Raw genomic sequence first — 23,834 nt, 5'->3', positions numbered from 1 at the left:
CCATCCTCAAGTTTTACTCATCGGTCAGCGCAGCCTGTCGGCGCACGGCCTGGGCCAGAGCCGCCGCCAACCGGCCCCTCGGCCGGTCTTCGCGCTCGATCAACACCACCTGGCGGGTCCGTTGCGGATCACCGAACGGCATCAGGGCCAGCAGGCCAAGACGTTCCAGGTTGCGACGGGACGACGGCACGATGGACACCCCCAGCCCGCTGGCGACCATCTGGATAATCGCCTCCTGGCTGTCCAGCTCCATGGTGGTCCGCACCCGCAGGCGCAAGCGGCGCAACTCCCGCTCGATGGTGCGTCCGGCCCAGGCCCGGCGGTCGAAACGAATGAAGGGCTGCTCTTGCAGCAAACGCCGCGGCTCGACCTGCGCCAACGCCAGCGGCGCAATGATCCAGAACCCTTCCTCGTACAACGGCGTGCTGACCAAGCCATAAGGGTGCGGCTTGACCGGCTCGGTGGTGACCGCCGCGTCCAGCTCACCTGCCTCGACCCTCGTCGCCAGTTCGGCGGACATGCCCGAGGCGACGTTGACCCGCAGGTGCGGGTGCTCGGCGCCGAGCGCGGCCAGGGCCTTGGGCAAGAGCCCGGCCAGCGTGGTGTGAATCGCCCCCACCCGCAGGCGCCCGCGCAACTCGCCGTCTTCGCCGAGTTCGGCGGCGATGCTGTCGTACAGCGCGAGGATTTCCCGCGCCCGCTCCAGGGCCAGGTGCCCGGCCTCGGTCAGCACCGGCAAGCGCCGCGAGCGGTCGAACAGCGGCGCATTGAACTCTTCCTCCAACCCACGGATATGCAGGCTTACCGCCGATTGCGTGAGGTGCACCGCGTCGGCGGCGCGGGCGAACGAGCCGTGCTGGGCGATGGCAACCAGGGTTCGCAGGGCACGCAATGACATGGGAAAAGGTCCGTGGGAAAAGTCGCTACAGGTTAGCAATCCACTGGCGATGCGTCTGCGCTGCGCGTCTTTGTCCTACCGGCTGTCGCGAATTGGCATGCGATACGTCGCTCAGAATCGTGACGATTGATTTGAACTCGCTATGCTCAATGAAAGTCTCGACAGAAGACGGGTGGTGCTTGACGTGTGAGTGACATCCCGTCCCGGAAAATCGCCAAACGGGACACGCCAATGCCAGGGAAAAACCGCAGAAGCCTCAAGGCCAGAGCCACCATCATTTGCCTGCGCAGCGGCAGGGTGCTGCTGGTGCGGAAAAAAGGCGGCAAGTGGAATTTTCCCGGGGGCACGATCGAGTCCGGCGAACACCCCATCGACGCCGCCGCCCGCGAGTTGAAAGAGGAAACCTCTATCCGCAGCCTGGGCCTGTTGCAGCTTTGCACCCTGGAAGTCGACGGCGTCCTCCATCACATCTTCACCGCCCAGCTCGGCGACTACGCCGACGCGGTGGCCGACAACGAAATCGTCGCCTGCAAGTGGGTCCGGCGCGATGCCCTCACCGCCACCCTGCTAACGCCAACCGCCTCCGCGTTGATGAGCCGCCAGCTCCCCGCCCTGACCGTCTGATCGAGCGGGTCGCGCGCTGCACTTTGCACGGTGGCCTGGCGGTCAGTCATGCAAATTGCAGACGCGGCATTTCGCCATCTATCTGTAACCCCATGATTTTCAATAGATAAGTTCGCAGCCGAAAGCGGCACGGCTTTCGCAACACCCCCAAGGATAACCCAGCACCGACGCCACCCTCGCCGGTGCCAGTCTTATGCCTGGAGAAAAACATGAATGCCATCGACTTGCTGGAAGGCGATCACCAACGGGTCAAGGCCCTGCTGACCGAACTGAGCGAATCCACTGAGCGCGGCGTCAAGAAGCGCACCGAGCTGCTGGCCAAACTGGAGCGGGAAATCACCCTGCACACTCAGCTCGAAGAAGAAATCCTCTACCCGGCGTTCAAGTCCGAGGGCGGCAAGGAACAAGACGTCATGTACTACGAAGCCAAGGAAGAACACCGCACCGTGGACTCCCTGGTGCTGCCCGACCTGAAGCAGACCGACCCGGGCACGCTGGAGTTTTCCGGGCGGGTGAAGGTCGTCAAGGAACTGCTCGAACACCATATCGAGGAAGAGGAAAAAGAGATGTTCCCGCAGGCCCGCAAGCTGCTGGGCAAGGCGAAGCTGGATGAGCTGGGTGCGCAGATGGAAGCAATGAAGGCAGAGTACAAAAAAGCCTTCCGCAGCCAGGCCTCGGCCTAGAGCGTTCGCTTCGCAGGGATTCGAACTTGAAATGCCCCGTGAGTCCCTGGCTCACGGGCAGAGACAATGGAGGGGATTTCAATGGCAGGACCGCAACTGTACGTCATCGACTACGAGCTTCAGGGACAGCAGCGCTCATTCATCATCCGCCTTGAGCACATGGACAACGTCGAGGCCTGGCACTGGGCGAGCTGCGATGCCGGGGTGGGTGTGATCCCGCGTTTTGGTCAGCAGAAGATCAAGAAAGTCAGCCGGCCCATGGCCGAGCGCTACGGCATCGCCAATGTCAGGTGGCGGGTTTCCGGCCAGGGCCAGGAATTCGTACCAACGCCGGTCGACCCGAAGAAATTCGCCGAGTCGGATTGAGCAACGCATAGCATGCGAAGGGCCGCCACGCGGCCCTCATCACAACCCCTTCGCCATCTCCGCAGTCCCCGCCCAGCCCAGCGCCTGATACAGCGGCCGCCCCGCCTCGGTGGCATGCAAAATCGCAAACCCCAGCCCGCGCTGCGCGAACTCCGCCTCTCCCAGCCGCATCAACTTCGACGCCAGCCCACGGCGCCGATACTCCGGCTCGACGTAGACATTGAGCACATACCCGCGCTGATCGACAGTCGGGTGCGCCGGATGCGGCGGCCAATCGATGCTCATCAACCCGATCGCCGCCGCCGGCTCACCGCCGTCCAGCACCACGAACCCGTAATAGCGCCCGTCCGCCAGGCGTGGTTCCAGCCAGGGCCGAAAGTGCTCCGTCATCCGCCGCAGGTTCTGCGCATCGCCGCCGGCCTCGAGAAACATCGCTTCGCGATGACGGCAAACCATCTCGCGATCACCCGGTTCAAGCCGGCGCACCGTGAAACCAGAGAAATCGAGATCACCGGGAATGTCGTTCATCGCGTCGTACCTTGGTCGGAGTTACCGATTCTCGCGCAGCTTGCCCTGGGGCGTTAGACACAGATCAGCGACCCGCCTGCCATACAGATTTGCCGGCGCTGGCGCCGCTCCCGCACTCCTGCGACCAAAGCACTATCGGCAGGAAAGTGCTGTGGCCGACGACGAAAAACTTCTTTGTAAGCGTCGCGAATGTCCGCTATCAATTGCACGAAGCGCCTGACAAACAGGCATTCGATGCATTCAATGCAACAGGACCGACCCGTTCAGATGAATAACAACAAGACGACGGACGCTGTAGCCCTCCCCGCCTCCACCCACTGGATCGGCCCTGCGGCTTTCGCCCTGCTGGCCTTCGCCGCCAATTCGATCTTCTGCCGCCTGGCCCTGGTCAACGACGCCATCGACCCGCACAGCTTCACCGCCGTGCGCCTGCTCAGCGGTGCGGCCTTCCTGTTGCTGCTGGTCAGGCTGCGCCACCCCGGCACGCCACTGGGCGGTAGCTGGAAAGGTGCGCTGGCGCTGTTTCTCTATGCCTGGCTGTTTTCCATTGCCTACGTGCAACTCGGCGCTGGCGTTGGGGCGCTGATCCTGTTCGGCGCGGTGCAGATCACCATGTTCGCGGTCTCCTGGCTGCGGGGTGACGGTGTCGCCCCGCGGGTGCTGCTGGGCATGCTCATCGCCTTTGCCGGGCTGACTGCCCTGCTCCTGCCCGGCGCCAATGCCCCTGCGCCGGTCAGCGCACTGACCATGGTGGTATCGGGCATGGCGTGGGGCGCCTACTCGCTGATTGGCAAGGGCTCGACCCACCCGGTGAGGGACACCGCCGGTAACTTCACCCGCGCCCTGCCACTGCTGCTGGTGCCGGCGCTGGCGGCGGTGTTAGCCGGGCATCTGCGGATCGGCTCCGCCGGCCTGTTGTATGCCCTCGGCTCCGGCATCCTCGCCTCGGGCGCTGGCTACGCGGTGTGGTACGGCGTCCTCAAACAGATCAGCGCGCAACAGGCGGCGACCCTGCAGTTGAGCGTGCCGGTGATTGCTGCGCTGGGCGGGGTGATGGTGTTGAGTGAGCCGGTTTCGTTGCGGTTGGTGGGGGCGTCGGTGGTGGTGTTGGGGGGTGTCGGATTGGCGTTGGCTGGGAGGCAGCGAGGCTGACGAGCATTCAGGTGGCGAAAACCAATGCCCCGGCGGCAACGGCTTTTTCCTTCGAACAGTGATGCATGACGCAGCGTTAAGAGCGCAATTTCCGACTTTCTCGTAGGTGATTTCCCAAGCATACTCCCGCGCCTTATCTGCCATTGCGTGCTGGGGGATCACTGCCTAGTCTTGCCCCGTCGTTGACTCCCAACGACCGGTTTTGACAGACCGACAGCGAACATCCTTCAGTGGCAATTTCACCTGCAAGGCGTATTACGTCTGAGCACCGTGTTATGGCGGCTGTACGCGGGGCGCATTCGTGCGCGCCGGGTTGTCTCGCTCCGGTCTGTCAACCCGCGTATAGCTGCCACCTGTTTGTTTGACAGCAACTCGTGGTAGCGCCACTGCGAGATATATCCAATGAAAAAGATCGTTCCAGATCCACCTATTCTTGTCCTCCATCAAACCACCCAGCCGCCGCCTGCCGATGCCTCTGTGGATATGAAGATCCCGCAGATCGTCGCCTGCCCCCCTTCCGATGTTGAAAACGGCCTGCAACAGTTGTCGAGGTTGCTGCGCTCGGCGACCGAGTCCAATTACCACGCCAGTGAAGAAGCCGACTGCCGGGCCGAGCCATTGATCTGGAACACCCAATTCATGCTGGAAGCGGCGCAGGCGGTGCTGGAGTCAGTGCAGCAGGTGGTTGGCCGAGGGGATGCCGGCCGATAAATCGCCGTCGGCCAAATCGCTGGCAAGCCAGCTCCCACAAGGTTCGGGCCAGCCGCACTCTCAAGGCCGGACTCAATACCTGTGGGAGCCGGACTTGCCGGCGATGAGGCCGGCATTGGCATCACAAGACCATCGCCTAGCGCATCTCCCCAGCAAAAAAACCTCCCGCCCGCAGAAACTTGTTTCCGACATCCCAGTCTGTAATAGCAAGCTGCCACTTCCGCTCCGGCAGCGCCCTCGCCAATGACCTGCGCGAGCCCGAAAACCTCCCGTAAATCACGAGCCCCCTCGTAAGGAAACACCGATGAAACTCAAGGTTGTGCTGTTGAGTGCGGTCCTGCTCGCCTCGCCTTTGTCCCAGGCGTTCGCCGACACCTGTCGGGAGAACATCTTCGGCGGACAGGACTGTCAGTACAGCGATGGCACCAGCTCCACCAGCCGCTCCAACATCTTTGGCGGGCAAGACACCGAATACAGCGATGGGCGCCGTTCAACCAGCCGCGAAAACATCTTCGGGGGGCAGGACACCAGCAACAGCGACGGCACCAGCTCCACCAGCCGGTCGAATATCTCTGGTGGGCAAGACACCGATTACAGCGACGGGCGCCATTCAACCAGCCGCGAGAACATTTTCGGCGGGCAAGACACCACCAACAGCGACGGCAGCAGCTCGACCAGCCGTTCCAATATCTTTGGCGGACAAGACACGGACCACTCCAAGTAGCGGTCTGCCCACGGCCTGCCGCATTGCTCCCGGCAGGCCGTCATTCACTCGATACACTTGGCGCAACGTGGTCATGAAGCGAGAAACAGAGCCCTCGCCCATGGCTCTCACGGTCCTGAAAACCTCCCATTGATCCAGAGCCCCTCGTAAGGAAACACCGATGAAACTCAAGGTTGTGCTGTTGAGTGCAGTCCTGCTCGCCTCGCCTTTGTCCCAGGCGTTCGCCGACACCTGTCGGGCGAACACCTCTGGCGGACAGGACTGTGTATACAGCGATGGCACCAGTTCCATAAGCCGCTCCAACATCTTTGGCGGGCACGACACCGATTACAGCGACGGACGCCGTTCAACCAGCCGCGCAAACGCCTCCGGCGGGCAGGACACCACCAACAGCGACGGCACCAGCTCCATCAGCCGCTCCAACATCTTTGGCGGGCAAGACACCGATTACAGCGACGGACGCCGTTCAACCAGCCGCGAAAACACCTTCCGCGGGCAAGACACCACCAACAGCGACGGCACCAGTTCCATCAGCCGTTCCAATATCTTTGGCGGACAAGACACGGACCACTCGAAGTAGCAGGAAGGCCACCTGTCGGCGAGCGAAGGGTGGCCTTACTCGCTCTTTTAACAAGCGCCTTCCACCAACCCCCTCTCATAACGAGACAAAAAATCTCCCCCGCCCCACCCTAAATCCTGAACTCACTCGTTCGTCCAAAACCGCCACGCCACGGGCCTCGCAGCCAAATTGAGCACCCGTTCTCACGCGCACCAGAATCGTGCGCCAAGTCATTGGAAATTTGCGGAAATACTCCTAGTCTCATCTGGTCCAGAGTGGGCTGTGTTTACAACGGAATGTATTACCACGCTTTTTTGAGACTTGTCCTATGCCAGGTTCCTCTCGCTCCACGTCGCTGCATTTTCGTCCGCAACGCCAGGCCCTGGCGCTCGAACCGCGGATTCTCTTCGATGGCGCAGCCGCAGTTGCGGCCTCCGATTCGCAGCACAGCGACCCGGCCCGCCCCGACGACACCAGCCCGCACGCCACCCAGACCGAAGCCCGTCCCGCCAGCGAAGCCACGCCGTCAGCGGCGCGCAGCCTGCTGGTGCTGGACAGCCGGATCGAGAACAAGGAACAACTGCTGGCCCAGTTGCCCGACAACGTCAGTGCGCTGGTGGTCAACAGCAACGAGGACGGGCTGGCGGCGATTTCCGCGGCCCTGGCGCAACTGGGCCAGGTCGACTCGGTGCAGGTGCTGTCCCACGGCGCCGCCGGGCAGTTCACCCTCGGCAACCGCACGGTCAGCGCCGACAACATCGACCCGCTCGGCCAGACCCTGCAGCAGTGGAGCGACCACCTCAGCGCCGGCGCCGATATCCAGCTCTACGGCTGCAGCGTCGGTGCCGGCGAGGCGGGCAAGACCCTGGTTAGCGAACTGGCGCGCTGGACCGGCGCGGACGTCGCCGCCTCCAGCAACGACACCGGCAGCGCCGCCGCAGGTGGCGACTGGACCCTGGAAACCCGGGTCGGCGTGATCGACAAGGACATCGCCCTGAGCGCCACCGCCCTGGCCAGTTTCGACGGCCTGCTGGCCGATGCCGCGCCCACCGTCAGCCTGCCCAGCGGCGGCAGCGACGTGCTGCTCGGCGATACCTTCACCTTCACCGTGAACTTCACCAACAGCTCCGGCCAGGAAGGCTACGCGCCGTTCATCAACCTGTTCATGCCGAGCACCGGCAAGGATGGCGACGACGGCGTCAAATTCATTTCAGCCAGCTATCTGGGCCAGACGCTGGTGACCCACGTGGTCACCTTCGACGCCGCCGGCAATGCCACCCACCCGCTGGCCAAGGACGCCAGCGGCAACGCCCTGCTGATCAACGCCAGCACCTTCGGCCTGCGCGCCGGTGACCAACTGGTGGTGGTCGAACTGCCGTTCGCCAGCGTCTCGACCAACCAGCCGGTGATCCCGGTGCAGGTCACCGCCAGCTTGAGCAACCTGGCCGACACCAACTTCTCCAACGGCAACCCCGACCTGACCATCCGCGCCAGCGGCGGCTTCCAGTTCGGCAACGACGCGCTGGACAACCCGACCAACGACCCGAGCCTGATCGGCAGCGGCTCGTCGGCGTTCGTCGTGCACCCGACGGTAATCACCCTCGACCAGACCCTCACCACCCCCGAGGGCGAGACGGCCACCGGCCCCAACTACGGCCGCACCCTGACCGTCACCGTGACCCCGGCACCGGGCCAGACCCTCACCCATGTGGTGGTCACCCAGCCGCTGCCGGACAACGTCCAGGTCACCGCCATCACCCCCGGCGCCGGCGGGCGGCTGACGTCCATCACCCTCAACGACGGCACCGTGGTCACCGACCCGACCGCCATTGCCTCATTGATCGCCGCCGACGATATTTTCATCAGCAGCTTCAGCGTCGAGTACGACAGCCTCGCCGCAGCCACCGACACCGTGGTCAATTTCTATGTGCCGGACGTCGACGCCACCGGCAAGCCCGTGCTCGATCCGGTCACCGGCGCGCCGCGCACCATCACCCTGGGCGCGCCCACCGCCGCCGGCGAATGGGTGCCGCTGGACCCGCGTGACGTCGCCACTCCCGGTGACAACATCGATTTCACCGGCACCGGACGGCCCACCGATTTCATCGCCAAGTCCATCACCCTGCTCAAAGAGGTGAACCTGCAGACCGATATCGGCCAGACCGGCATCACCCCCGGCGATACCCTGCGCTACAACCTGACCCTGGCGATTTCCGACTACTTCGCCTTTGGCCGCGACTTCTTCAACGAAGGGCAACTGATCGTCCGCGACCTGCTCAGCGACGGCCAGACGCTCAGCGGCACCCCGACCATCACCGTGACCCTGGCCGGCGTACCGCAGACCATTGCCCTGGTCACCAGCGTGGTGACCAACGCCGACGGCAGCACCGCGATGGCCTTCGATATTGCCCAGTCGCTGCGCAATGCGTTTTCCAACCTGCGCGGCTGGCTCAATGGCGACCTGGCCTTCGACGACCGCCGCGAAGGCGCGGTGCTGGCCGTGCTCAGCTATTCCGCCGTGGTCGGCCAGGCCTATACGCCACCGGCTGGCGCACCGCACAACGAGATCAACGAAGGCGACGAGTTGGGCAACAGCGCCGTGGTCGAAGGCACCCTGCTGCACGACATCTTCAACCTCACCGGCCAGAGCCAGACCGACGACTCCACCAGCACCAGCGTGATCCCGACCAACACCGTCGATATCGAACTGGTGGAAGTGAATAACGGCACGCCGCCCGCCAACGGCGAACTGCGCCCCGGCGATGAAGTCACCTTCGAACTCAGCTACGATCTGGTCACCGGCGACTACGAGCAGTTCAAGCTCACCGCCTACCTGCCGCTGCCGCTGTTCAACGTTTCCGCGGTCAACTGGAGCGTCGGCGACAACGCCGGGCAATGGCAGATCGGCCCCGGCAACACCAACGGCGGCAGCCTGGTGAGTGTCACCAGCGGCATCGGCAACTCGGTCACCTTCGACTTCGGCAGCCATGTCACCGCCGACACCAACGGCAGCCGCATCGTCGTGCGCTTCACCCTGCAAGTGGGCGACCAGCCGTTCGCCGACCAGCGCTCGCTGGACGTGCTCGCGCAGTCGAGCCAGCAGACCACCCTCACCGACCGCACGCTGATTTCCTCGGACGTGGCGGTGATCGTTTCCATCGCCGAGCCGGTGCTGTCGATCAAGCACGGCGTGGTGTCGTCGTCCAACGGCACGGTCAGCAACACCACCGGAAGCTGGAACCCACCGGGCACCAGCGGCAGGCCGTTCAACGGCAGCGTCACCGACCTTGCAGCGGTAGACGGCAACGTCAGCGGCATCGACGGCGGCGACCGCCTGCGCCTGGCCACCGCTATCGAAAACAGCGGTGGCGGCGGCGCCTACGACGTCACCACCGGCATCACCCTGCCTGCGGGCCTGAGTTTCGTCGGCGGCAGCCTGGCCGCGGCCAACCTGCAAATTTACCGGGGCGACGGCACCGCGCTGGTGGCCGGGGTCGACTACAGCGTCAACGGCCAGCAGATCACCTTCCTCGACGCCGGTGGCCAGGCCACCCTGCTGGCCGGACGCAACGGCACCGCCGCCGACAGCAGTGGCGCCAACCTGGTGGTGATCAGCTACGACGTCGTGGTCAGCGACAGCATCGATGCCGGGCGCAGCCTGCAAAGCACCGCGACCCTGAGCAACTACGCCAGCGTCAACGGCGGCAGCGACTTCACCCCGGTAGACCTCACCGACCTCGCCAGCCAGCAGATCGCCGCGCCGGTCATCAGCAAGAATTTCGCCGACGGCAGCCTCGACAATGGCGACTCCAGCGCCAGCCACACCACCGGCAGCGACCTGGTGGTGGGCGAGAGCATGCGCTATGACATCCTCATCACCCTGCCCGAAGGCACCACCCAGACCCTGCGCATCGAAGACCTGATTCCGCCCGGCCTGCGCCTGGACACCAGTTTCAACGGCGGCCAGGGTTACCAACTGATCACCACCCGCGCAGGCAGCGGCAGCCTCGCCGCGGACTTCGCCGGCAGCGTCACCGTCGGCACCTTCGCCGGCCAGGGCGGCGCCCTCGGCGACGATGGCGCGGATGCGCGCTGGACCTTCAGCGCCGCCGGCGCGGCTGCCGACAACCGCACCGACAACAACAGCTTCGTCATTCGCGTGCAGTTGGTCGCCAGCAACGTGATCGGCAACCAGGCCAACAAGTCGCTGCAAAACAGCGCGCAACTGTTCTACAGCGACCCCGACGGCGACACGCCCAACGGCAGCGCCGCGCAAGACCGCACCGTCGCCCTGAGCGGCGGCCAGCCCACCGTGACCCTGCGCGAACCGACGCTGCAGATCAGCCAGGTGCTGACCTCCACCGCCGGCCAGGGCGGCTACGACCAGGGCGACGTGGTGACCTTCACCATCACCCTGCGCAATGGCAACAGCGGCAACGATTTCGATGCCTTCGACATCAGCCTGCTGGACAACCTGCCGAGCCAGTTGAATAACGTCACCCTCACCGGCGTGCTCTACCAGAACGGCGCCACCAACAATGGCGGGGTGGATTTCGAGATTGTCGGCGGCCAGTTGCGCACCGCCAGCGGCGCCAATATCGACATCGCCAAGGGCGGCAGCATCGTTCTCAACCTGACCGGCGTGGTCAATGCCACCGCCGCGTCCCAGGCATCGTTCAGCAACATCGCCACGGTGCAGTGGACCAGCCTCGACGGCGGCAACAGTGGCGAGCGCAATGGCGTTGACGGGTTGCTCAACAGCGGCGTGCTCAACGATTACCGCAACCTCTCGGCACTGGTGATCCCGGTGGCCCAGGCGATCCAGATCTCCCGCGTTGGCGGCCTCACCGATACCCCCGCGCCCTCGCCCACCACCGCCGCCCAGGAGGCGGTGACCATCGGCGAGGTGATCCGCTACCGCGTAGTGGTGGTGGTGCCCGAAGGCAACAACCCCAATTACTCGGTGCAGGTCACCCTGGCCAACGGCCTGCAATTCATCAGCCCCGACGCCCTGAGCAATGCCCTGCGCATCGCCTTCGTCTCGAACGGCGGGCTGATCAGCGACGCCAACCTGATCGTCGGCGGCAGCCTGAACATCGACGGCAACGAACACAGCAGCGAAACCCTGCCAATTACTCCGGGCCTGACCGGCCTGGCGCCGCAAGGCGTGTTCGACCCGACGCGGGTCAGCGTGGTGACCAACAGCGACGGCAGCCAGCTGGTGACCTTCAACCTCGGCAACGTGGTCAACGGCAACGGCTTCGACGACGACCTCGAAAGCGTGGTGCTGGAATTCAACGTGCGGGTCAACAACCAGGCCAGCAACAGCGCCGGCGCCGTGCTCGGCGTGCAGGCCAGCGAGCACGTCAACGGCATCGCCCGGGCCGGCAGCGACACCCTGTTCGAGCGCATCGTCGAGCCGTCCTTCAACGGCCTCGACAAACAGATCGTCGGCTTCGACCCCAACCCCGGCGGCACCACCGGCACCGCCACCGTGCAACTGAACTTCACCCAGAATGGCGGCCTGCCGGCCTACGATGCGCAACTGCGCGACAGCTTCGGCGGCGGCACCGACTACCGCGTGTTCAGCATCAGCATCAACGGCGTCGCCTACGGTCCCGGCAACCTGCCGGCCGGTGTGAGCTTCAGCACCAGCGGCGGCATCAGCGTCGACTTCGCCCAACTCAACGTCGGCGACCAGGTCAGCGTGCGCTACCAGGTGACCCTGACCAACGCCGCAGTCACCGCCAGCAGCGACGCCACCCTGACCTGGACCAGCCTGCCGGAAACCTTCACCGGCTGGGGCGGCTCGGCGGTGGGCAGCGACGGCAGCATCGACGGCGAACGCACCGGCAGCGGCGTCGGCCCCAACCGCTACATCCTGCGCGACAACGCGGGCCTCGGCATCATCAGCGGCACCCTGTGGGACGACACCGCCTCGGCCACCGCCAGCACCACTCCCGATGGCCCGGGCCTGGCCGGACAGACCGTGACCCTGACCTGGGCCGGCCTCGACGGCAACCTCGGTACCACCGCTGACAACCTGCAATTCAGCACCGTCACCGACGCCAACGGCCGCTACCACTTCGGCGTGCTGCCGCTGGGCGTGTACCGCATCGACGCGCCCGCCGGCCTGGTCAGTTATCCACAACCGCTGGGCGATTTGCGGGTACGCATCGACAGTGACGGCGGCGCCCTCGGGCAGATCATCATCAGCCTGGGTGACGCCGATGCGCAGAGCGCCAACGCCGGCTACGTCGAGCAGAACGACGCGCCGGTCAACAGCCTGCCGGGCACCCAGAACGGCTTCGAGGACGTACCGCTGGCAATCGGCGGCATCAGCGTCGCCGACATCGACGCCAACCGCGACCCGGACGTCGCCGGGCGCGCCATCAGCGTCACCCTCACCGTGCTCCACGGCACCCTGTCGCTGACCAACAGCCTGCCGGGCGTCAGCGTGACAGGCGCCAACAGCGCCAGCCTGACCCTCACCGGCAATCTGGCCGACCTCAACGCCGCACTCGCCAGCCTGCGCTACCTGGGCAACGCCAACTTCAACGGCACCGACACCCTCACCGTGGTCAGCAATGACCTCGGCAACTACGGCGACGCCAACGGCGACGGCATCCCCGGCACCGCCGCCGATGCCCTGACCGACACCGACAGTTTGCAGATCATCCTCGCCCCGGTGAACGACGCGCCGATTGCCGTGGACGACGTCATCACCGCACAGGAAGCCGGCGGCACCCGCAACAACATCCTAGGCATCGACCCGCGCGGCAACCTGCTGAGCAACGACACCGACGTCGATATCGCCACCAACGCCGACCGCCTGCACGTGGTCTCGGTCGGCCCGGCCAACGGCAACGCCACCAGCCTGCCGGATGTCGGGATCGTGGTGATCACCGGCCAGTACGGCAACCTGATCGTCGGCAGCAACGGTTCCTATCAGTACCGCGTGGACAACAGCAATCCGGCGGTAGAAGCCCTGCGCCTGAACGGACAAACCCTCGTCGAGCGCTTCGACTACGTGGTCAGCGACATCGCCGGTGCCACTGACAGCGCCACCCTCACCGTGACCATCCGCGGCGCCAACGACACCCCGGTGGCGGTGGATGACGAAGGCACCGCCGTCGAAGCCGGTGGCGTACTCAACGGCACGCCGGGCAGCGACGCCACAGGCAACGTGCTGACCAACGACACCGACGTCGACAGCGTGGCCAATGGCGAGACCAAGACCGTTACCGGCATCCGCCCAGCCCCCGAACTCAACCCCGGCGGCTTCACTCAGGTCAGCGGCGCCACGGTGATCGCCGGCCAGTACGGCACCCTCACCATCAACCCCGATGGCAGCTACCGCTACGTGGTCGACAACGACAACACCGTGGTGGAACGGCTCAGCGCCGGCCAGCAGGTGAGCGAAGTGTTCAGCTACCGCGTCACCGACGCCGGCGGCCTGGACGATGTGGCGCAATTGCGCATCGTCATCCAGGGCGCCAACGACAACCCGGTGGCCAGTGACGATGCCGCCCGGGCGCAGGCAGCCAGCTCAAATGGCAACGCTGCCGAAAGCAACCCGGCCGGCAACGTGATCTGGTTCCCCAGTCGTCCCGGCACGCCTGGCCAGCCGGGCGGCAACGGTGTGGACAGCGACGTCGACCAGAACGACCGGCCCAATACCCGGCTGCAGGTCAATGGTGTCATCAACAAAAGCGAAGCCACCTACAACCCGCAGACCGACGTACTGATCACCGTGCCTCCGGGCAGCAGCCTGGTCGGTGGCGTGGTAGTCAACGGTCTGTATGGCCGGCTGGTCCTCGGGGCCGACGGCTCCTACACCTACGACGTCGACAGCACCAACGCGATCGTGCAGTCGCTGGCGGCGGGGCAGACCGTCACCGAGTACTTCACCTACCGCGTGGTGGACACCACCGGCCTGACCGATACCGCGCAACTGGTGATTACCGTCTACGGCGTCAATGACCCACCCGTGGCCCAGAACACCATCGTCGTCGCCGTCGAGGCCGGCGGCGTGAACAACCAGACGCCAGGCCTGAACCCCAGCGGCGACGTCACCGCCGTGACCCACGACCCCGAGGGCGACCCCATCAGCGTGGTGCTGATCAAGTCCGGCGGGATCAACGAGCCGGGCATGGCCATCGGCGTGGCGCCGGGCGGGACCCAGGTGTTCGGCAGCTACGGCAGCCTGACCATCCACCCCGACGGCACCTACACCTACGTGCTCAACAACGATCACCCGGATGTGCAGGCCCTGCGCGTGGCCAGCGACCTGCTGCTGGAGCGTTTCACCTACACCCAGGCCGACAACGGCTCGCCGGCGCAGTTCGATGCCGGGGAAATCATCGTACTCATCAGCGGGCGCAACGATGCCCCGGTGGCCAACGACGACAGCGCCACCGCCATCGAGGCCGGCGGCCTGAACAACAACCAGCCCGGCGTCGATCCGCGCGGCAACGTGCTGGACAACGACACCGATGTCGACGGCGGCGAAGTGCCGGGCGACCTGCCCAACCACGACTACGGCGAGACCCGCGCCGTGTCCTCGGTGCGCACCGGCGCGGAAACCGGCAGCGGCACCGACGGTATTCTCGGCCAGGAACTGCGCGGCAATTACGGCTGGCTCACCCTCAATGCCGACGGCAGCTACAGCTACCGCCTCGACAACGCCATGGCCGCGGTCCAGGCCCTGCGCGACGGCGACAGCCTGGTCGACGACTTCAGCTACACGGTGATCGACGCCGCCGGCGCCGAAGACCGCGCCACCCTGACCATCAACATCCAGGGCCGCAACGACACGCCGGTGGCGCAGAACGACACCGCCATCGCCGTCGAAGCGGGCGGCCTGAACAACGGCACCGCCGGCACCAACCCGAGCGGCAACGTGCTGGCCAACGATCTCGACGTCGATGGCAATGACGTACTGCAAGTCACCGGCGTGCGCCAAAGCGGCCAGATCGGAACCGTCGGCACACCATTCAAGGGCCTCTACGGCACCCTGACCCTGGATGCCAACGGCACCTACAGCTACGTGGTCGACAACGACAACCCGCTGGTGCAATCCCTGCGCACCAGCGGTGAAATCCTGCGGGAAGTCTTCACCTACCAGATCCGCGACCTGGCCGGCGCCAGCAGTTCGGCGACCCTGACCGTGGTCATCCGTGGCGCCAACGACAACCCGCTGGCCGTGGACGACAGCGCCGTCGCCGTCGAAGCCGGCGGCACCGGCAACGGCACGCCCGGCGTCAACCCCACCGGCAACGTGCTGACCAACGACCGCGACGTGGATGCCAGCGACAGCAAGACCGTCACCGACATCCGCACCGGCAGCGAAGCTGCGGGCGGCACCTTCACCACCCTCGGCGGCGGGCAGAGCATCGCCGGCCTGTACGGCACCCTGACCATCAACGCCAACGGCGGCTACAGCTACGTGCTCAACAACGACCTGGCCACGGTGCAGGCGCTGAAAGTCGGCGACAGCCTGGTGGAAACCTTCACCTACCGCATGCGCGACACCGCTGGCGCCACCGATGTGGCGCAACTGAGCATCCGCATCGACGGCGCCTGGGACGCCCCGGTCGCCCGCGATGACACCACCGTCGCCGTGGCCGACAACGGCGGCAACAACGGCGTCAACCCGACCCGCAATGCGCTGGAAAACGACACGGACGTGGACCAGGGCGATGCACTGCAGATCACCGGCATCCGCTTCGGCACCGAAGCCGCCGGCGGTACGCTCGACAAGGTCAACAGCGGCACCACCAACACCAACGGCACCCTGGTCAACGGCCTCTACGGGCAACTGATCATCGGCGCCGACGGCAGCTACACCTACATCGTCGACTCGAGCAACCCGCTGGTGCGCAGCCTCGGCCCGGTGGAACTGCTCAACGAGTACTTCACCTATGAGGTCACCGACCGCGGCGGGCTCACCGATCTGGCGCAGATCCATATCTTCGTGCGCGGCGTCAACGACGCGCCAACCGGCGTCAATGACAGCGCCACCGCCATCGAGGCCGGCGGCAGCAACAACGGCACGCCGGGGCTCAACCCTAGCGGCAACGTGCTGGCCAACGACACCGACCCCGAGTTCGATCCGCTGCACGTCACCGAAATCCGTACCGGCGCACTGAACGAAAGCGGCACCACCGGCAGTCTCGGCAATGTGCTGCGCGGACGCTATGGCGAACTGGTGATCAACGCCGACGGCAGCTGGACCTACACCGTCGACAACAGCCTCGCCGAAGTGCAGGCCCTGCGCGTCAGCGGCCAGACCCTCAGCGAAGTGTTCAGCTACACCCTCGCCGACCGCTGGAACGACACCAGCCAGGCCGAACTGCACATCACCATCGATGGCCGCAACGACACCCCGGTCGCCCGCGACGACAGCGGCACCGCCGTCGAAGCCGGTGGCGTGGCCAACGGCACGCCGGGCAGCAATGCCACTGGCAACGTGCTGGACAACGACACCGATGTGGACAGCGTCGCCAACGGCGAAAGCAAACAGGTGGTCAGCGTCAGCAACGATAGCGGCCAGTCAGCGGCGGCCGGCCAGATGCTGATCGGTCGTTACGGGCAACTGCTGCTCAATGCCGACGGCAGCTACACCTACACCCTCGACAATGCCAACCCGCTGGTCCAGGCGCTGCGCACGGCGGGTGAAACCCTGCGCGAGACCTTCAACTACCGCATGCGCGACACCGCCGGCGCCACCGCCGACGCCCGCCTGACCATCATCATCCAGGGTGCCAACGACGCCCCGGTGGCCCGCGATGACAGCAACGTCGCCAGCGACCAGACGCCAGCGCCGCAAACCAGCGGCAACGTGCTGCCCAACGACAGCGATGTCGATGGCGGCGATGGCCTGCACGTCTCGGAAATCCGTACCGGCGCCGAGGCGGGTACCGGCAATGCCGGCGTGGTCGGCCAGCCGATCCAGGGCCGCTACGGCACCCTGATCCTCAATGCCGACGGCAGCTACACCTACAGCATCGACCAGAACAACCCGGAAGTGCTCGCCGCCGCCGGTCTCGGCCAGGTACTGCGCGACGTGTTCACCTACACCGTGCAGGACCTCGCCGGCGCCACCGACCAGGCCGAGCTGGTGATCACCCTTGATATCGCCACGCCGTTCATCCCGGCGCCGGGTGTGGATAACTTCCCGTACCAGGAGCTCCCGCGCACGCCGAACCCGGCGCTATTCGACCGCACCCCGGCGATCTTCATCACCCCGGTGGTGGAGCGCGACGAAGAACTGCAGAAGGTGGCCGAGTGGGGCACCGACGGCAACCGCATGCGCCTGTCCAGCGTGATGGCGATGCAGAGCGAATCGCTGGGCGCAGGATTGGGCCTGACACCCGGCCAGTTCGTGTCCCAGTCGGTCCGCGACAGCCGCACCGCCAGCGACCAGGACATGGCCTGGATCATGGGCCGCGAAGGCCGCACCGGACTCAGCGCCGACGGGTTGCTGAGCGACCCGTCGCTGTTTGCCAGCGACATCACGGAAATGACCCACAACCCGTCCCACGTCGAACCTGAACAGCCCCGCCCTGCTCGCGGCTTCAGTGCGCAATTGCGTAATGCTGCCGAGCGCAAGCACAAGGGGGGGCGCTGATGAATCTGTATTTTTTGGGGCGGCTTCAAGCCCTTCGCGAGCAAGCTCGCTCCTGCAGGTTTATCGCCGCCGATCCTGTAGGAGCGAGCTTGCTCGCGAAGGGCCGTCCCTGCCCCAACCCGCTCAAAAAACCCGTCTTTGGTGATCGCAAAGGATTGAACATGCCAAAACCCGCAGCCCGGTTTTACGTCACCGCCCTCGCGTCGGCGCTGCTGCTCAGCGCCTGCTCCTCGCTGGAAACCAAGCCGCCCAGTGAAGAAGAAAACCGCCAGCGCATCCTCGCCGACCAGACCCGCATGTATGGCGAACAGGAGCCGGTCACGGCACCGATCACCTTCTACGAAGCGGCCGCCCGCGCACTGAAGTACAACCTCGACTACCGCCTCAAACTGATGGAAAGCGCGCTGGCCTCCGACCTGCGCGACGTCTCCAGCCACGAGATGCTGCCGCGCCTGGTGGCCTCCGCCGGTTACGCCGGACGTAACAACGATTCCGGCGGCACCTCCATCGGCATCGAGGACCGCCAGGTCAGCCTGCGGCCGTCCACCTCAGAAGAACGCTACCGCGAACTCTACGGCTTGGGCCTGAGCTGGAGCCTGCTGGATTTCGGCGTCGCCTATTACCGCACCCAGCAGAAGTCCGACCAGATCCTGATGGCCGAAGAACGCCGCCGCAAGGTCGCGCAGAACGTCCTGCAAGACGTGCGCAACGCCTACTGGCGCGCCCTCGGCGCCCAGCGCTTGATGCCGGAAGTCGACAAGCTGCTGATGCGCACCCACCGCGCCCTGACCTCGGCCCGGGAAGCGGAAAACAAGGGCCTGCTGCCGCGTCAGGAGATCCTCGCCTACCAGCGCGCCCTGCTCGATTCCATCTACCTGCTGACCGTGCGCCGCCAGGACCTGGAGTTTGCCAACGCCGAACTGGCCGCACTGATGTCGCTGCCACCGGGCTCGAAAATGGTCCTGGCCGACACCGCCGAAGCACCGTTGCCGGAACTGCACCAGAGCATGGCGCAGCTTGAGCAACTGTCGCTGCAGAACCGCCCGGAAATCATGGAAGAGTGGTACCGCAAGCGGGTCAACCAGAAAGACCTGGACATCGCCAAGGCGCAATTGTGGCCGAACGTCAGCGTCGATTTCGGCTACAAGTACGACTCCAACAAATACCTCTACAACAGCGACTGGATGGGCACCGGCCTGCAAGTCTCGATGAACCTGTTGCGCCTGCTGCAACTGCCGTCGATCAACAACGCCGCCAAGTCCCAGAGCGAAACCGACGACGCCCGCCGCGTCGCCCTGTCGATGGCGATCCTCACCCAGGTGCGGGTCGGCGCGCTGCGCTACCAGTTGGCGCGCCAGGAAGTGGCCTTCACCGACGACAGCCTGCGGGTCGACCGCAGCCTGCTGGATTACGCCACCGCAGCGAAAACCGGCGCCCTCGGTTCGGAGCTGGAAGTGATCCGCGCCGAAGGCCGCTACCTGCTCGCCCGCTACCAGCGCGAAGCCGCGTTCTCCAGCGCCCAGGCAGCCTGGGGCCGGCTGTACAACTCGGTGGGCCTGGACGTGCTACCTAGCGAAATCGACAAACACGACATCAAGACCCTCGCCCGGGAAATCCAGAACACCCTCAATGACCAGGAGCGCCAGCGCCTGCTCATTAGCCAACAAGGAATCCCGAATGCCCAAGCCGGTCGCTGATCCTCGCAGTCTCGCCGTGTTGCTGGCCCTGGCCAGCCTCGGCGTCCAGGCCGACGAAATACCCGCTGCTGCCGCGCCCACCGTCCGCGTGCTGCTGGCGGCGGAATTGGAAACCACCCTCTCCAGCCAGATGAACGGCACCCTCGGCGAACTCAGCGCCGGTTTTGGCGAGCACGTCGGCAAGTCCGCCGTGCTCGCCCGCTTCAACTGCAACGAAGCCCAGGCCCGCAGCAAAGTCGCCGCCGCAGAACTTGCGATGGCGAAGCAAAACCTGGAAGCGAAAAAACAACTGCGCAAACTCGACGCCGTCGGCGATATCGAAGTGTCCATGGCCAACACCGAAGTGCTCAAGGCCGACGGTGCCCGCGCCATGGGCGATGCGCAGAGCGGCTATTGCCAGGTGCTGGCGCCGTTTTCCGGGCATGTCGCCAAGGTCTACGTCAAACCCTACCAGACCGTCAGCGCCGGCACGCCGCTGTTCGACCTGGTCAGCGACGGCGCTTTGAAAGTGCGTCTCAACGTGCCCTCCAGCCAGTTGAAAAACCTCAAGCCTGGGCTGCCCCTGCAAGTCACCATCCATGAAACCGGCAAGACCTACCCGGCCAAGGTCAGCGTGATCAACGCCCGGGTCGACGCTGTGGCCCAGACCGTGGAGCTGGAAGCGCGGCTGGACGAGAAATACCCCGACCTGATGGCCGGCATGAGCGGCACCGCGCGGTTCAACCATGACAATGAATGAGCCGTTGCCCCACCCGCACCTGCTGCTGCAACTCGACTCCCTGCGCGACAAGGCCCAGGCCGCTGATTCACTGAACGCCCTGGCGTTCAGCATGGCCAACGACCTCTACCCGATCCTGCCGTTTCACCAGGCACTGGTGTTCGCCTGCCATGACAAGACGCTGGAACTGCTCAGCGTCTCGGGCCTCGCCCGACCCACCGAAGACTCGCCGTACCTGGTGTGGCTGAACCGCGCCAGCCGCTGGATCGCCGAGCAGGTGCCCGGCCACGAGCCCGCGTGGCTCACCGCCGAAACCACCCAGCCCCCGGAAGACATCGGCGACGGCTGGAGCGAATGGTGGCCGGCGGGCGTCTGGTGCATTCCCGTGCACGACCGCGAAGAGCGCCGCCTCGGCGTGCTCCTGCTGCTGCTCGACGAGCCGCCCCCGCAAGTGCTGCGCCAGCAGATCGGCGGCCTGGCCGGCACGTGGGCCTATTGCTGGAGCGCGCTGACCCGGCGCAAGCGCCTGGGTCGCTGGCGCCTGGACCGCAAGCGCCTGCTGCTGGGCCTGCTGGTGCTGGTCGGCGTGCTGCTGATTCCGGTACGACAGACCGCACTGGCGCCGGCGCAGATCGTCTCGCGTCAGGCGCAGATCATCAGCTCGCCGATCGACGGCGTGATCGCGCAGATCCAGGTCCGCCCCAACCAGCCGGTGGAAGCCGGCACGCCGCTGTTCAGCCTTGACGAAACTACCTTGCGCAGCCGCGCCGACGTGCTCGGCAAAGAAGTCGCAGTAGCCGATGCCGAGCTGCTCGCCGCCAGCCAGCGCGCCTTCGACAACCCGCAAAGCAAGGGCGAACTGACCCTGCTCGACGGCCGTGCCCAGCAACGCCGCGCCGAACTCGCTGCCGTGCAAGCGCAGTTGCGCCGCACCCAGGTACTGGCGCCACGGGCCGGGGTCGCGGTGTTCAGCGACCCCAACGACTGGCTGGGCAAACCGGTGGTGACCGGCGAGCGCATCATGCAGGTCGCCGACCCGACGCAACCGGCCATGCAGATCCAGCTCGCGGTGGCCGACGCCATCGCCCTGGAGCCGGGCGCCGAGGTGACGCTGTTCCTCACCGCCTACCCACTGAGCCCGCTCAAGGGCACGATCCTCGAAACCAGCTACCAGGCCCGCCCCAGTGACGAAGGCGTGGTTGCCTATCGCCTGCTGGCGAGCATCGACGGACACCCCGAGCACGCCCGCCTTGGCCTGCACGGCACGGCCAAGCTCTACAGCGGCCACGTGCTGCTGGGTTACTACCTGCTGCGCCGTCCGCTAGCGACGTTGCGTGCCTGGAGCGGCTGGTAAATGCTCGAACCCGCCGACCAGCCCCTGCCGCCGCTGCGCGAAGACCTGCGCCTGAGCGAAGCCGCCAACGGCAGCAGCGGCGAGCCGGCCTGGGTGATCCAGGACACCGTGCTCAACCGCTTCTACCGCATCGGCTGGCTGGAATTCGAATGCCTGCTGCGCTGGGGCGGCACGCCGCGGCAGATCAGCCAGAAGATCGCCGACGACACCGCATTGAAGCCCGATGTCGAACAAGTCCTCGACTTCCGCCAGTTCCTCGACCAGCACCAACTGCTGCGCCCCGGCCCCGCGCAACTGGCGCGGCTGCAAGCGAAAAGCCAGGAACGCATCTGGTCGAGCTGGCGCTGGTGGCTGCATCACTACCTGTTTTTCCGCATCCCGCTGCTGCGCCCGCAAGCCGGCCTGCAACGCCTGGCCGACGCCCTGAGCTGGGTGTTCCATCCACTGACCGGGTTGCTGGTGATCGTCCTCAGCGTGATCGGCATCATCCTGGTGATGCAGCAGTGGGACAGCTTCACCCATGCCGTGGTCGAGTCGTTTTCCACCGAAGGCCTGTTCAGCTTCGCCTTGGCCTTGATCGTCGCCAAGACCCTCCACGAACTCGGCCACGCCCTGGTCGCCACCCGCCTCGGTTTGCGGGTCGGGCACATGGGCATCGCCTTCGTCGTGCTCTGGCCGATGCTCTACACCGACACCGGCGAGAGCTGGAAACTGCAACGCTCGCGCCAGCGCCTGGCGATCGCCTCGGCGGGGATCATCACCGAGCTGTCGCTGGCGGGCCTGGCCACCCTAGGCTGGGCGCTGTGTGATCCCGGCGCCCTGCGCAACGCCCTGCTCTACCTCGCCACCACCAGTTGGCTGTTGTCGCTGGCGCTGAACGCCAGCCCGTTCATGCGCTTCGACGGCTACTTCATCCTCAGCGACCTGCTGGACTTTCCCAACCTGCACGAACGCGCCTCGGCGCTGGCCCGGGTCGCCCTGCGGCGCAACCTGCTGGGCCTCGACGAGCCCTGGCCGGAGCCATTCCCGACCGGCCAGCGGCGTGCGCTGGTGGCTTTCGCCATCGTCACCTGGCTGTACCGCCTGGTGCTGTTTCTCGGCATCGCCGTGGCGGTGTACCTGTTCTTCTTCAAACTGCTGGGGATCATTTTGTTCATGGTCGAACTGTCGTGGTTCATCGCCCTGCCCGTGATGCGCGAACTGGGCCACTGGTGGCGCGAACGCGCACGCATCCCGCGCCTGCGCAAAGTGCTGTTCAACGGCCTGCTGCTGTTGGGGCTGGCCGGGCTGGCGATTCCCTGGCACAGCCAGATCGACGCCGTTGGCGTGGCTCGCGCCGAACACCAGTGGCGGGTCTACGCGCCTTATCCGGCGCGGCTGCAATCGGTGCACGGCAGCGCCACGGTCGAGGCCGGGCAAGTGCTGGCCACCCTCGACGAGCCCGACCTCACCTCGCGCCTGAGTAGCAGCGAAGCCAATGCCCGCAGCTATGAAGCGCGGCTGTCCGGCCTGCTGGCCGACCCTTCGGGCCTCGCCGAAGACGCCGCCACCCGCCAGCGCCTCAATGTGCAAATCGAAGAAACCCGCGCCACCCGCACCGAAATTGCCCGGCTGAACCTGCAGGCGCCGTTCGCCGGCACCTGGCTCGACCTCAACCCCGACTGGAAGCCGGGCCAGTGGGTCAACCGCCAGGAGCCGCTGGGCATCCTCATCGACCCGCGGCACTGGCAGATCGACGCCTACGTCGCGCAAGACCAGGTGCACCGCATCGCCGTGGGCGACCCGGTGCGCTTCTACCCCGAAGGCCACACCGCACCGGTTAGCGGGCGAGTGCTGGCGATCGGCAGCACCCGCGCCGGGCAACTGGCGCACCGCATGTTGTCAGCGCACTTCGGCGGCCCGGTGCAAGTCACCGCGCAGGAGCAGATGGTGCCGAGCAGCGCGCTGTTCCAGGTGCTGGTGGCGCTGGATGCACCGCTGGAGCAAGTGCGGGAAACGCGGGGGCGGTTGAAGATCGAGGGGGAGCGGCGAAGTTTGCTGGGGGACTTCGGGCGGTGGGTGGCGGGGGTTGGGTTGCGGGAGGGTGGGTTCTGAATAGCCTATCTGACATCGCCCTGTAGGAGCTGGCGCAGCCTGCGAAGGACCGCGCGCAGCGGCCGTATGGCAAGCGCTGGTCGCAACCTCACTG

14 protein-coding genes are annotated in these 23,834 nt (G+C 65.8%); 12 read left to right on the top strand and 2 right to left on the bottom strand.

The annotated features are described in order from the left end of the window. Window positions 1-13: 13 nt before the first annotated feature. Window positions 14-898 carry a LysR substrate-binding domain-containing protein gene (locus DM374_RS27295; protein WP_110972688.1) on the bottom strand — a complete coding sequence of 295 codons (885 nt, stop codon included), beginning with the start codon at window positions 896-898 and terminating at the stop codon, window positions 14-16. A 231-nt stretch (window positions 899-1,129) separates the two neighbouring features. Between DM374_RS27295 and DM374_RS27290 the strand changes: the two genes are divergently transcribed. From DM374_RS27290 to DM374_RS27280, 3 genes are all read left to right on the top strand, one after another. Beyond that, window positions 1,130-1,522: an NUDIX hydrolase gene (locus DM374_RS27290; protein ID WP_110972687.1), complete on the top strand. Its 393-nt coding sequence runs from the start codon at window positions 1,130-1,132 to the stop codon at window positions 1,520-1,522. A gap of 209 nt (window positions 1,523-1,731) precedes the next feature. Then, window positions 1,732-2,205 carry a hemerythrin domain-containing protein gene (locus tag DM374_RS27285; protein ID WP_110972686.1) on the top strand — a complete coding sequence of 158 codons (474 nt, stop codon included), beginning with the start codon at window positions 1,732-1,734 and terminating at the stop codon, window positions 2,203-2,205. 81 nt (window positions 2,206-2,286) lie between these two features. Continuing rightward, on the top strand, window positions 2,287-2,571 hold the full coding sequence (locus tag DM374_RS27280; RefSeq protein WP_110972685.1) for a DUF6555 family protein: 285 nt from the start codon (window positions 2,287-2,289) through the stop codon (window positions 2,569-2,571). Window positions 2,572-2,610: 39 nt separating this feature from the next. Here DM374_RS27280 and DM374_RS27275 read toward each other — a convergent pair whose 3' ends face one another. Then, complete coding sequence (locus tag DM374_RS27275) at window positions 2,611-3,099, bottom strand: GNAT family N-acetyltransferase (protein WP_110972684.1); 489 nt, start codon at window positions 3,097-3,099, stop codon at window positions 2,611-2,613. A 267-nt stretch (window positions 3,100-3,366) separates the two neighbouring features. Between DM374_RS27275 and DM374_RS27270 the strand changes: the two genes are divergently transcribed. The 9 genes from DM374_RS27270 to DM374_RS27230 all read left to right on the top strand — a co-directional run bounded on the left by DM374_RS27270 (window position 3,367) and on the right by DM374_RS27230 (window position 23,740). Then, window positions 3,367-4,251, top strand: coding sequence for a DMT family transporter (locus DM374_RS27270; protein WP_110972683.1), 885 nt, complete (start codon window positions 3,367-3,369; stop codon window positions 4,249-4,251). Window positions 4,252-4,653: 402 nt separating this feature from the next. Continuing rightward, the gene (locus tag DM374_RS27265) at window positions 4,654-4,962 is read left to right on the top strand and encodes a hypothetical protein (RefSeq protein WP_157969756.1); all 309 of its coding nucleotides are present in this window, start codon (window positions 4,654-4,656) and stop codon (window positions 4,960-4,962) included. Between the two features lie 304 nt (window positions 4,963-5,266). Then, window positions 5,267-5,686, top strand: coding sequence for a hypothetical protein (locus DM374_RS27260; RefSeq protein ID WP_110972681.1), 420 nt, complete (start codon window positions 5,267-5,269; stop codon window positions 5,684-5,686). A 160-nt stretch (window positions 5,687-5,846) separates the two neighbouring features. Further along, on the top strand, window positions 5,847-6,266 hold the full coding sequence (locus tag DM374_RS27255; RefSeq protein ID WP_110972680.1) for a hypothetical protein: 420 nt from the start codon (window positions 5,847-5,849) through the stop codon (window positions 6,264-6,266). Window positions 6,267-6,573: 307 nt separating this feature from the next. Continuing rightward, entirely contained in the window at window positions 6,574-17,877 is an 11,304-nt protein-coding gene (locus DM374_RS27250; RefSeq protein WP_110972679.1) for a VCBS domain-containing protein, read from the top strand. A gap of 161 nt (window positions 17,878-18,038) precedes the next feature. Continuing rightward, window positions 18,039-19,574 (top strand): TolC family protein, encoded by a 1,536-nt coding sequence (locus DM374_RS27245; protein ID WP_110972678.1) that lies wholly within the window; start codon window positions 18,039-18,041, stop codon window positions 19,572-19,574. Next, window positions 19,555-20,313 (top strand): efflux RND transporter periplasmic adaptor subunit, encoded by a 759-nt coding sequence (locus DM374_RS27240; protein WP_110972677.1) that lies wholly within the window; start codon window positions 19,555-19,557, stop codon window positions 20,311-20,313. Before DM374_RS27245 ends, DM374_RS27240 begins: the two co-directional genes overlap by 20 nt. Beyond that, entirely contained in the window at window positions 20,300-21,646 is a 1,347-nt protein-coding gene (locus tag DM374_RS27235; protein ID WP_177431612.1) for an efflux RND transporter periplasmic adaptor subunit, read from the top strand. The genes DM374_RS27240 and DM374_RS27235 overlap by 14 nt, the downstream gene beginning before the upstream one ends. Further along, the gene (locus tag DM374_RS27230) at window positions 21,647-23,740 is read left to right on the top strand and encodes an HlyD family efflux transporter periplasmic adaptor subunit (RefSeq protein WP_110972675.1); all 2,094 of its coding nucleotides are present in this window, start codon (window positions 21,647-21,649) and stop codon (window positions 23,738-23,740) included. Window positions 23,741-23,834 lie beyond the last annotated feature (94 nt).

The sequence above is a fragment of the Pseudomonas huaxiensis genome (genome assembly GCF_003231275.1).
GTDB classification, from domain to species: Bacteria; Pseudomonadota; Gammaproteobacteria; order Pseudomonadales; family Pseudomonadaceae; genus Aquipseudomonas; species Aquipseudomonas huaxiensis.
This window is presented reverse-complemented; position numbering and strand designations above follow the sequence as displayed.